The 12461-nt window shown below is 61.4% G+C and carries 4 protein-coding genes and 1 pseudogene; 3 read left to right on the forward strand and 2 right to left on the reverse strand.

Annotated elements, in window-relative coordinates; genetic code table 11:
- Nucleotides 1-70: 70 nt before the first annotated feature.
- The 3 genes and pseudogenes from ACWDTI_RS02750 to ACWDTI_RS02760 all read left to right on the forward strand — a co-directional run.
- Nucleotides 71-1201 (forward strand): annotated as a pseudogene (locus tag ACWDTI_RS02750) (HsdM family class I SAM-dependent methyltransferase); the annotation flags it as partial.
- Entirely contained in the window at nucleotides 1198-2445 is a 1248-nt protein-coding gene (locus ACWDTI_RS02755; protein ID WP_449736518.1) for a restriction endonuclease subunit S, read from the forward strand. The pseudogene ACWDTI_RS02750 and the gene ACWDTI_RS02755, both read left to right, overlap by 4 nt.
- Nucleotides 2445-5582 (forward strand): type I restriction endonuclease subunit R, encoded by a 3138-nt coding sequence (locus ACWDTI_RS02760; RefSeq protein ID WP_449736938.1) that lies wholly within the window; start codon nucleotides 2445-2447, stop codon nucleotides 5580-5582. Before ACWDTI_RS02755 ends, ACWDTI_RS02760 begins: the two co-directional genes overlap by 1 nt.
- Before the next feature lie 86 nt (nucleotides 5583-5668).
- On the opposite strand, the gene ACWDTI_RS02765 is transcribed toward ACWDTI_RS02760, so the two are convergent.
- A complete protein-coding gene (locus ACWDTI_RS02765; protein ID WP_449736519.1) occupies nucleotides 5669-6820 on the reverse strand; it encodes a hypothetical protein in 1152 nt (383 codons plus the stop codon).
- Nucleotides 6817-12174 carry a hypothetical protein gene (locus tag ACWDTI_RS02770; protein WP_449736520.1) on the reverse strand — a complete coding sequence of 1786 codons (5358 nt, stop codon included), beginning with the start codon at nucleotides 12172-12174 and terminating at the stop codon, nucleotides 6817-6819. Before ACWDTI_RS02770 ends, ACWDTI_RS02765 begins: the two co-directional genes overlap by 4 nt.
- Between the last annotated feature and the right edge of the window lie 287 nt (nucleotides 12175-12461).

Consider the following 12461-nt stretch of genomic DNA (forward strand, 5'->3'; position numbering starts at 1 on the left):
TGCGCTGGGCACAACGTAACTGATAGAACGAGCCCGGCGAGTGAGACACGCCCAGAGAGAGCAAATAACCACCGCGGGCACCGGTGGCATGCTTGCCCTCGCCGAGGAACATCTCCTCGCGCAGAATCCCGACGCCAAGCTGAGTCTGTACGGCCAGGAGTACAACCCGCAGTCGTACGCGATCTGCAAGTCCGACCTGCTTGCCAAGGGCCACGACGCCACCAGCATCGCGTTCGGTAACACACTCACCGACGATGCATTCAAAGGCCGACAGTTCGACTTCTGCATGTCTAATCCGCCGTACGGCGTCGACTGGAAGCAGTACGCCAAGGCGGTCACGAAAGAGCGCGGCGAAGCGGGCCCCCACGGCAGATTTGCCCCTGGTCTCCCCGCGACCTCGGACGGGCAGATGTTGTTTCTGCTACACCTGGCACACAAGATGCGCGCCCCCGAGGACGGCGGCGGTCGCGTCGGCATCGTTATGAACGGCTCCCCGCTGTTTAACGGCGCCGCCGAATCCGGTCCCTCCAGTATCCGAAAGTGGCTGCTAGAGAACGACCTAGTCGACGCGATCGTCGCGCTGCCGACTAACATGTTCTTCAACACCGGCATCGCCACCTACATCTGGATCCTCGACAACACCAAGCACCCCGGCCGCAAGGGCGTTGTCCAACTGATCGACGGCAGCTCGTTCTGGACCAAGATGCGCAAGAATCTCGGCGCCAAGAACCGTGAGATCAGCGACGCCGACCGCGCCGAGGTCGTGAAGTTGTACGACGACTTCACCGCCGCCGACCCGGATTATTCCAAGGTGCTACGCAACGACGAGTTCGGCTACTGGACCATCACCGTCGAGCGTCCACTGCTCGACGAGCACGACAACCCGATCGTCGACCGCAAGGGCAAGCCCAAGCCGGACGCCAAGAAGCGGGACACCGAGAACGTGCCCTTCACTTATGGCGGCTCGACCGCCGGCGCTGCGGGCAAGACCGAAGTCGTTCAGGCGTACTTCGACATCGAGGTGGAGACCCATGTCCCCGGCGCTTGGATCGACTGGGCCAAGGTCAGAACCGGTTACGAGATCCCCTTCACCCGCCACTTCTACAAGTACATTCCGCCGCGCCCTCTGACCGAGATCGACGCAGATCTAGAGAAGCAAGTCGCCAAGATCCTCGATCTTCTACGCGAGGTCGAGAAGTGACGATCACACTGAACCCGTTTGAATCTAGTCAGACCGATCTTGTACCTGTCGGCAGCGCCTATACCGTCACGCTGGGCAAGATGCTCGACGGCGGCAAGACCGCCGATGACTCGTGCGCGACTCTCCCATATATCCGGGCCGCGAACATTCATGACGATGGTTTACGACTGACAGACATCAATGAGATGCCCTTTTCCGAGAGCGAAGCATCCCGTCTTGACCTACGTCGTGGCGACTTGCTGGTCGTCGAAGGAGGTGCCGTTGGGACAAATGCGGTTCTCGACCGAGATATGCGGGGATGGTCGTTTCAGAAGACGGTAAACCGAGTGCGGCCAATTGGCGACTGGTCCACGCGGTATCTCGGTTACGTGCTTCGCGCATACCGTGATGCTGGCATCATCGGCTTGGTTTGCAACGGATCGACGATTCCGCACCTTACGGCCGAGAAGCTCAGGGCACTTCGTATCCCGTACGCGCGTCCGGTCGAGCAATTCGCCATCGCTGACTACCTCGATCACGAGACTACCCGCATTGACACGCTCATCGAGGAGCAGAAATACCTGATCGAGATGCTTCGCGAGAGGCGTCGGGCCGTGGTTCTCCACGTCATTCTCGAACCCGCCCTCACAGGTTCGGCCCATGACAAGCTCGGACGTACGGCGCACATTGGCAATGGCTCGACTCCGAGGCGGGATAACACAACGTATTGGGACGGTGGGGACATCCCGTGGTTGAACAGCTCCGTGGTCAACCGCTCTCGCGTCACGCGCGCCGAGCAGTTCGTGACTCATGTGGCGCTACGCGAATGTCACCTGCCAGTCGTTGCTCCCGGTTCGATTCTGGTCGGACTAACTGGTCAGGGGAAAACACGTGGTATGGCAACGATTCTCGATATCGAGGCAACGGTGAACCAGCATGTCGCGTATGTAACCCCCGACCGGAGTCGGTGGTTGGCAGACTACCTGTTGTGGTCCATCACGGCGGCCTATGACGAGCTTCGTCGCCTCAGCGACGAAAACGGAAGCACGAAGGGCGGCCTCACATGCGAAGCGCTGAAGCAGTTTCGGGTCACACTGCCTCCGCTGGATGAACAAAGGCGTGCGGCGAAGTACCTCGATGACCAGACCACGAAGATTGACACGCTCATTGCAGAGACGGAGCGGTTTATCGAGCTCTCCCGCGAACGCCGTTCAGCATTGATCACGGCGGCTGTGACCGGCCAGATCGACGTTCGGAAGACATGATGGCCGATCACAACGAGGTCGTCTTCGAGTCCGAGATCTGTGCGTACCTGGAGGCCCATGGGTGGCTTCATTCGGCGAACGACACCGACTACGACCGGGAGCGGGCACTCTTCCCGGAGGACCTGGTCGCGTGGCTTGAGCAAACCCAGCAAGTGGCGTACCAGAAGGCGTTGAAAGCCGCTGGGTCGCAAGCGAAGTTCCTCGACGTGCTGACCTCCGCACTCGATAAGCCTCTCGAACACGGCGGCGGAACACTGAACATCCTCCGGAACGGTGTGCAGTACATCGGCGGTGGCCGGTTGAAGATGGCGCAGTTTCGCCCCGAGACCAGCCTGAATGCAACCACCACCGCGCAGTACACGGCGATGCGGGTGCGGGTAATCCGGCAGGTGCACTTCTCCACCGCTGACCGACGCAGCATCGACCTTGTCTTCTTCGTCAACGGACTCCCAGTCGCCACCGTCGAGTTGAAGACTGAGTTCACTCAGTCCCTCGATGAGGCGATCAACCAGTACCGCAAGGACCGGCGGCCGCTGACCAATGGCCGCCTGGAACCCTTGCTGTCGTTTGGCCACCGGGCGCTGGTCCATTTCGCTGTTTCCAACGACCTGGCCGCGATGACCACACGCCTTGAGGGGGAAAAGACCCACTTCCTACCGTTCAACACTGGGCACGATGGCCGCGCGGGGAATCCGCCTGCCGGCCCCGGACGGTCGGCCACTGCATATCTGTGGGAACGTGTGTGGGACAAAGACTCCTGGTTGAGCATCATTGGCCGCCTGATGATGGTGGAGACCAAGCAGGAGTGGGACGTCACGACCGGCACGTCCGTGCAGCGCACCAGCATGCTCTTCCCGCGGTTCCACCAGTGGGAGGCCGTGACAAACATCGTGGCCGCAGTTCGCGAGGAAGGCGTGGGACAGCGCTACCTGATCGAGCACTCAGCGGGATCGGGGAAGACGAACACCATCGCTTGGACCGCGCATCGACTGGCGCGGCTACACGTGAACGACGAGAAGGTCTTCGACTCGGTGATTGTGGTCGTGGACCGCACCGTGCTTGACGGACAGCTCCAGGACGCGATCCGGCAGATCGACGGGTCGGGGAAGATCGTCGCCACGATCAGCCCTGAGGACGTGCGCAAAGCGGGCGCGAAGTCGAAATCAGGTCTGCTGGCGACCGCATTGAAGAACGGAGAGCTGATCATCGCGGTGACGGTGCAGACCTTCCCGCACGCCCTTAACGAGATCCGGAAGGACTCATCGTTGAAAGGGCGGCGGTTTGCGGTGATCGCCGATGAGGCGCATTCCTCGCAGTCCGGGCAGATCTCTTCCAAACTCAAGGCCGTGCTGACAGCGGAGGAGGTCAAGGAAATCGAGGAAGGCGGTGAAGTTGACGTCGAGTCGATTCTGGCCTCGGAAATGACCGAGCGGGCAGAGTCGCGCAACATCTCCTACTTTGCGTTTACCGCGACCCCTAAGAACAAGACTCTGGAACTGTTTGGCCGTAAAGGGCCTGGCGGGAAACCCGTTGAGTTTCATCTCTATTCGATGCGGCAGGCGATCGAGGAGGGCTACATCCTCGACGTGCTCAAGGGCTACCAGACCTACGAGACTGCGCTCAAGATCGCGGGCAAGGCCGAGAGCGGCGACGGAGGTGGTGAGGTAGAGGAGGCGGCGGCGCGCAAAGGTCTGATGCGGTGGGTGAAGCTGCACCCCACCAACATCAGCCAGAAGGTACAGATCGTCGTCGAACACTTCCATACCAACGTGGCTCACCTGCTGGAGGGCAAAGCTAAGGCTATGGTCGTCACGGACTCACGCAAGGCTGCGGTGAAGTACAAGAAGGCGATCGACGCTTACATCGCCAAACGGGCCGCGGAGGATGCCTCGTACAACTACCGCACCTTGGTCGCCTTCTCCGGCTCGCTGACGATGGACGACGACGAGCAGTGGGCTTCGGAGTGGGGGCCACAGCCGAGCAAGGACGACGAGTTCACCGAAGCCAATCTCAACCCCGGGGCTGGTTCTGATCTGGCGGCGGCCTTCAAGGGTACGACGTACAAAATCATGTTGGTCGCCAACAAGTTTCAGACAGGGTTCGACCAGCCGCTACTGTCCGCAATGTATGTCGACAAAAAGCTCTCCGGAGTCACCGCCGTACAGACGCTCTCTCGACTCAACCGGACCCACCGCACCGCAGGCGGCGAGCGGAAACGTAAGACGTTCGTCATCGACTTCGTGAACAAGCCCGAGGACATACGAGACGCGTTCGAGCCGTACTTCACCAACGCCACCCTCGAGTCCGAAACTGATCCTTACGTCGTCGTTCACCTCGCAACTAAGCTCGCCCAGACCGGGATCTACACGCCCGAGCAGGTACGAGAGGTCGCCGAACTGTGGGTGACGCGGAAGGGCAACAACGCACTCTCGGCTGCGATCACCCCGGCCAAGAACGACTTCGCACGCCGCTACGCAGCAGCGATTGAGGCTGACGACACGGTCACACTCAACACCCTCGACCTGTTCCGCAAAGACATCGCCACCTACGTCCGGCTCTACGACTTTATGAGCCAGATCGTCGACTACGGCGACCCGTACATGGAGATGCTCTCGATCTTCCTGCGGCTGCTGGAGAAGGTCATCGCAGACTCATCGTGGGCGGCAGAGGTCGACCTCTCCGACGTGGTCTTGGTCGGGGTCAAGCACACCAAAAGGACCGACATCGTCATGTCCCTAACAGGCGAGGGCGAACTGAAAGGCATCAGCGCTGCGGGTACCGGTACCCGAAAAGAGCCGAAATACGTTGCACTGCAAGTTGTCATTGACAAGATGAACGATCTCTTCGGAGCCGAAGCCTTCACCGAGTCACAAGTCCGAGAGTTCGTACAGGGCTTGGTGCAGCGGCTACTCGCTTACCCTGACCTGATCCAGCAGACCACGGTGAACTCGAAGAAGCAGTTCATGGAATCACAGGACTTCCAAGCCGCTGTCACCGAGGCGGTCGTCGACAACCAGGACGCCCACAACTCCATGGCCGACTACTTCTTCAGCGACGGCCCCGGCATCAGTGGCGTCATCACTGCACTCGCGGATGCGTTCTACGAGGCCGCGATCGATCAGCGGGCGGAAGTGTAGGACCACCCGATCAGTTTGCCAGAGTTCGCCTTTCGGCGAGTCCAGCAGGTCGCCTAGTAGCGGAGTTACTTAGAGGCTGGAAAAGCTCAGGCGTCGAGGTCGAGGTACCGTACGACCCGTACCCGGAGGTCGTCGTTGATCGGGATGCGGTGAGCAAGGTCGTTACGCAAGTTGCGGAACGTGCGCAACCGGTCGCGGTCATCACGGTCTAGACTCACGCGGCCGGAATCAGCAAGCCATGCAAGCGAACCGATCTCGATGAGATCGTCGTCGCGGCGGCGCAGATCGGCGAGTTGCTGGGCTGAAGTCTTCGCCAGGATGAGCCGCTCGAAGTGGTCGCGTTCCTCATCGATGTGCGGCATCAGAACCCGGTTGTGCGCGAACCACAGGAGCTGTGTGATCCCTTTGTCATCGAGACCCGCAGGGGTGCGGCGGATGCTGTGGGACCAGCGATCGACGAAGCCGTCACGCCAGTCCCGTTCCAGTTCGGGAGGTGGAATGGTCGCCCGTGCAGTGCGGGGCGGCGGCGGGACCGGCGCCATCAAGTGCTGGCGTTGATACTCAGCGACAGCGGCCGGTAGGCCGACTGTGGTGCGATCCCACCGTTCGGCAAGATGATCGACGGCCCGCAGGTCCCAACCGGCAAGTTCGGTGATGACTGCGGCATCCAGCGTGTTGAGTGAGCGGTCGGCCACTGCGGCAAGCCGAGTTTCGGTGTCAAGTCGGGTCAGCGCACCCCACCACCAATGCACGCCGATATCACCGCCAAGCCGGGTGAGGGCTGCGCGCTCCATGTCGCTCAACCGCACTCCGATAATCAGTTTCGGACGGTCGTCAGCAGAAAGTCCGCTGGCGTGTAGTTGAGCTGGCCAGCGAGCGACGACTTCGGCCACGTCGGGATTCTCCCAGCCGGGCAAGACAAGCCACGACTGATGCCATGGTTCCCAGCGGATTATCGACTCCCAATCGTCAAAATCTCGAGCACCAACCGGATCGGCGCCGAACGTGTCGAGAACCCTATTCGGGAACGGTTCATCGGAGGTCACGCAAAACTCCGCGCGACCATGCCGATTGCTGATGTCGTCGAGGATCGCGTCGGCGATACCAGCGTCGACTGCAGCCTCCGGGAACACGATGACCACCGTCTTGCCGACCTTGATGTCTGCGACGACATTAGCGACGAGCCGAGACGGCCCCGGCAACCTCGGGTAGTCGGTGGCCGTCATCTGTGCGGTCATGAGGCGAGGACGCGTACTGCCCTGCCAACAACGGGGTCCAGAAGGTAGGAGTCGTGATGTTCGTCAACGACACCTAGCTGTTCCATGTCAGTCAGGATGGTTCGCATGTCATCGACATCGCGTTCGAGGACGTCGGCGATATCGATGAGCGGTTCAAAATCGGTGGACCCGAAATCGGCCCATTGTGCGAGCAGATCGCGAGCGTGGTCGCCGACACCAACACTGTTCAGGAACTGGACAGCGGCCTCGTGGGTCGCGGGGAACTCGGCAAGGTTCTTGAACTCCTCGTCGTGGCTCACTCCACCGTTGGTAACGGCAGCAACCGCCTGCTCGACGAGGGCAGGCCATCCACCGGTCGTGCTGAGTAGTTCGCGGCGGTCCGCCGGGTCGATGAACGGCATGTCATGCCAGGATCGGATCCCATCACCAGACCATTTGCGAAGGCGGATTACTGTCGTCGAATCGTCGCCGGCATGTTTCTTGATCGCGTCGACACCGTCGGGCCCGTACACGACGATCACATGCCCCCGTGCACGGGACGGCATGGACGTGACTGCTTCGGCCACTGCCTGCGCCTGATCTGACGTTGTTGCGCTTGCATCAACGATGAGGAGGGTGGCTTTGCGGTTGCCGCCACCAGCGAAGGTGACCGCGTTGATTTCGTCGGCGACAGATCCTTTGCGGCCATCCACGACGGAGACGTCGATGCGGCGGTCGGCGCCAACGTATTCGAGGATCGCGGTGACCTTGTCAATGCCTAGCGCTGTTCCACCGACCACGACGAAAGTGCGGGCGTCGTGGCGGTTATGCATTGGCAGCAGTGTGCTGAGGTCGTCTTCGCTCAACGGAGAACGCACAAGGGCGCCGTCGAGCTGGACCTGCCGCCTGGTGGACTTGGGGCTGTACTCGTGTCCGAGTTCGAATTCGGCTTCATCGAGGACAGTTTCGAGTTGGTCGCGATTGCCGAGCATTGTGACGATGTTCGGGGACCGTACCGAAAACCTGCCATGATCCTTGATGAGCACCCCCAGACCGCACAACTCGTCGAGGTACAGCCCGAACTCGGTGCTGTTGAGGTCGGAAAAGCCGTCTTCCCAATAGTATTCGCACCGCCAACGGATATCGTCGGCGCTGTAGCGCTCTTGGAATGCGTCGTCCATGCACATGATGGCGACGGCGAGCGCGATCACCCTGTACCGGTCCTCGAGTTGGATGGTCAGGCGCAGTTTCTCGGCGATCTTGTCGCGGGTCACCGGATTCTGAGTGACCGCGTTCACGTCGTCGTCGCTGACGGTGATCAACGGTTCACCCTTGTGCAATGGCCTGCCCTGCAGATGGGTGATGAGATCGTTACAGACCATCTGAATGAGCCCAGGCTGCAGGTTGGTGAACGCCAGGAGCCGCCATACAGCGTCGGGGTTGGCAAACCGGTAGCCAAGCGCCTCCATAGGTTTGATGACTAGGTCGTGAGCCGGCTGAGCCGCCAACGGTCCGATCAGAATGTCGTCGCCGCCGTGAGCGAGGGGTGTGTTGGCCACATTTTGGAGGCGTTGGACTTTGTGAAGGCCAGCGAACACCGGTTTGAAACGTCCTGCACTGCTGTCGAACAATCCCTTGAGGGGACCGATGTGACGGAACCCGGCCGTTCCGGACACCGATTCACTTTCGAGGAACGCATCTGCCTCGTCGAGCAGCAGCAGCAGTCGGCGAGATTCCTTACCGTCCAGCCAGTTTCGGATCGTACGAACCACCGGCTCCGAAGATCGGACGTTCGGGTTCGGTTTGATCCCCATGCTGCCGATCTTGACGAGCTCGTTGTACAGCACCTGCCACAGTTGCTGGGTTTCTTCCCAACCGCCGATGCCATGAGCGTTCAAGTCGATATAGATGGCGTGCTGGTCATCGACGGATCCGAAATCGCGTGCGGCGTGACGCAACAAGGCACTCTTACCGAGTTGGCGGCCGCCATAAACAAACAGGCTGCCGTCACGGGCAGTCAGATGCGCTTCCTCCTGAGCGCGGCCCACGAACACCTCATCTGGCACATGACCGGCCACCACCGTGTAGTGGGTGAAACAGGTCCACGGCAACGTGATTTGCTGGACGGCGCGGAACGACCGCGGGTGGTGTGTGGCGACATAGGCGGCGACTGCGTGGTCAATGACGATCGCGGTGATCTTCTCGGATCGGCAGGCAGTCAAACACATCCGGCGCTGCTCTGCAGTCAGCACACCGTCGAACAGCAGAATGTTGGGCCCGTGTTTGGCGGGGAACGCCGACGACAAGGTTTGCCGAATCAGCTGCGACTCAGAGGTAACAGCAATCATGTAGTGGCTGGTCAGTGAACCCAGTCCGGGTACCAACGACCCATCGACGGGAGTAGCTGTCACTCGGTACAGATCGAAGTGTCTACCTGACACCGGCTGCTTGGATACTTCTCCCCGCATCTCCAAACCGATTGCGCGCAGTACAGACGCCATCGTCGCCTGCCTACCTTGTCGGCCTTGCCCACGTCGAGCGGACAAATTGTCCCAGTTGTTGAGCCGTCCTAGGTCGCCGTGGCCGATCTCTCCGGAACCGTGCTCGGCGAACTGGGCGACTACGTCGCGTATCGACTTGATCGTGGAGGTGTCCAAATATCCCAACGCCGCCATGAAGCTTTCGAAGACTTGGGCGCCGACGTTAGTGTCGATACTCCGGTCGTTGGGTAGCGGACCGGTTTTGGCCAGCGACAGCATCTCGTTGGCTGCGGCAAAGTCTTCGGCGTCGATGACCGACAGCACGGTGTCGCGGTCGGCTACGTTGTCGATCTCGGACAGCACCTGCCCGCGCAGCCGCTCCGCGGTAGCCGCCCTATGTGCCTTCAGGCGAGTACGCATCTGTTCGAGATGGATCATCTGCAGATCGAATCGGTTGCCCGTGAAAGTTTCCGGGCCGACCAAGTCGGCGTCGGCGGATACTCGGTCACCCGTGGTGAAGTCATCGGCGAACGTTCGGCCGATCTCGGCGCGTACTGCCCCCACTTCAGCAGTCAACCTGCGGGTCCAGCGGGCGCGCTGTTCGGGAATTCGGTCGAGAAGCGGAGAGTTCACTGCGGTCATTGCAGCTTCATCGAGGTCTCCTCGATCAACGTAGGTGCGAAACAGTTCATCGACAGGTTTCGGATCGCGAAGATCGGCGAGGACATCAACGTGGCAACCGTCAACGTAGACAGGTAGCCCTTGATCGTCACGGGCCAGTGAGGTCACTGGCAGCGACGCGGTGACCAACACCTGCCGCTCTCCGCCGGGCCATCGCGTCGGCGGCGTGGGATGTAGCAGCCATTCGACGAGTTGCACCAGCGCCTGGTCGCCGGGACCGTCACCGAGAGGGCGCTCGGCCACGGCGTGGGCGGCGGCAGCAAGTTGATGGCGCGCTTCCTGGGTGAGTGCGGCGCGGCTGTCGTCGGCGACGATCGTGGCCGCCGACAGTGCTTCGGTGACGCACTCTGACACCGACTCGATCGACTTGCGAAGGGTGGTGCGTGCGTGTGCGACTATCTCGGCGCGAAGCTGCTGCGATGAGCTCACCGCATGATCTGCGCCGTCGATGAGCGAATCGGGGTTGGCGAGCGCTGTCAACGCGGAGGTGAGGGCCTCTCGTCGTTCGTCGCCGTCGGTATCGGCTTCGACCGCGCACAATGCCGCCCCTAGTGGTTCGTTGTCCCGGAGAAGATGCCTGCGAACCATGTCGGCGCGAGTGAACTTGATGCGCGATTGAGTCATCTGGTGGCGAAGGGTTCTCGCGTTGGCGCGCACCTCGTTCGGGTCCGTGCCAAACGTCCCACCAAAATCCTGGAGGTGCTGATAGTTGCGCGTGCTAGCGAGGAGCGCGGCGGCGACCAGTTCTCGCCACGCGTCGTCGAGTGAAGCGTGTCTGGTGATGGAGTCGACTTCCGAGCGCGGCAACCAACCTGCCGTCAGGCCAGCGCGGAGGGTCGCTGCCAATGCCACCCGCGCCGACTGCTGACCGATGAACGGATCGTCGGGCAGTGCGGTGACTGCGATGAGCGGTTCGGCAGGGTCGACGGCACCCGGGGCGCTATGAAAGGCCGCAGCAGCCAACCGGTAGGCGGTTTGGTCGGCTTGCGGCAGCGCAGCGGCCCACGCGACCAGCCAGGCAGCACCAAACCTGCCGTTGGTAATGTGGAATGCCAATTCTTCGTCCAAAATCGCCGGGTCGACGCAAGCAACGGCGGAGGTGTCCGACTCGACAGCTGGTTCTGGTTCGACGTCCGGTTCCCGCTGTTCGGTCGCAGCCGATGAAGATTGCGCAGTGAAGTCGGCGGCTTCGGTGTCGGCTGGGGCAGTTTCGTCGGGCACGTCGGCAGCCGCCGCGGGTTCGGACCGGTCGCCATCGGGGTGGGTAGTGGAGTCGTCTACGGCAACGGCGGCGGTATCGCCGTCAGTCTCCAGCGAGCCAACCTCAACTGCATCATCGGTCGGTCCAGTGCCGGCGGGTTGATCAACTCCGGCCACCGCGGAAGCGTCGGCATCGACTGTTTCCGGTATATCAGCGGGCGGGACTTCCGGTATGTCACAGGGCTGGACGCTGTCTTCGCTGCTGCCGCCACCCGATGATCGGTTATCAGCTGCGTCGGAGTCATTAGTGCGGACCCCATCACCACTGCCCGCAAGTGCCTCGAGTTGAGCTTCAAGAGCAGCGACCTGCCGCGCAGCGTCGTCGTAGGCGGCTCGATACGAGTCAGCGGAGTCAGCCAGACTCCTTAGCGCCAACATCGCCTGACGATGTTGGTCAAGTTCGGTGAGGATCTGCCTGCGGTTCTGCTCGCGTTCCGCCACAGCCTGCGCGGCAAGACGAGCCTCCTCCACCAGCCGTGCCTCTTCAGCGAGGCGAGCCTCCTCTTCGACCACGAACTCGCGCACTGCCTCCAACTCCTGGAAGGACCCGGACGAGCGGCCGCTATCGAACCCAAGCGAGGTCCAGACATTTGTGCGGTGCGTATTCCATTCGGACACAGCGGCATCCGGCAACGTCGCGGCCCGACCGGCCGCCACGTCCGCGGCCGCGATAGTCAGCATCTCTACCAAGGGTGAGCTGGCATCACGCAGCTCGCTGATGTGCGCATCAACGTCAGCGGCACTGTATTCGCCGTTCCAGACGAACGCGGGTGAAAGGCGTCCGTCATCGGTCACTGGATGAGAACGCAGATCCTCAAGAAGCTGCGTGAACGTCACCACGTCCTCGGTCTCGGCACTCTCCAACGCCAGCAATGCGCGCACACCAACGGTTGCGGGCACGTCGTCGCCGGACTCGCGGCGTGTACTCATCTCGTCGGCGTAGGTACCCGGCATCGATGACAGGAAAGCGTCGGCATTCGGTCCAGAACTAGTCCGCAGGAATCGCCGCACCAATTCCGGGGTCTGCGACTCCCCTTTCGGTCGACTCGCCGCGATCCGCAACCCCTCTTGCAGGCGTTCGCTCGAGGCGAGCAACTGCGCGAGCTCGTCATCGCTGAGTAGATCCAAACACCGACGCACAAGAGAGGGTTTCACGTCGCATCAATATGCCATACCGTACTGACAATCCGGGCGGATCGTTGATGGCGGCGCCAAGCGGGCAGCTGACCTCCACCGACCAC

The organism is Gordonia sp. NPDC003424 (genome assembly GCF_053588655.1).

What these genes read in the sequence shown, in the direction of transcription:
- ACWDTI_RS02760 (WP_449736938.1), top strand. Translation starts at nt 2,445, where the DNA reads ATGGCCGATCACAACGAGGTCGTCTTCGAGTCCGAGATCTGTGCGTAC.
- ACWDTI_RS02765 (WP_449736519.1), bottom strand. Translation starts at nt 6,820, where the DNA reads ATGACCGCACAGATGACGGCCACCGACTACCCGAGGTTGCCGGGGCCG.
- ACWDTI_RS02770 (WP_449736520.1), bottom strand. Translation starts at nt 12,174, where the DNA reads ATGCCGGGTACCTACGCCGACGAGATGAGTACACGCCGCGAGTCCGGC.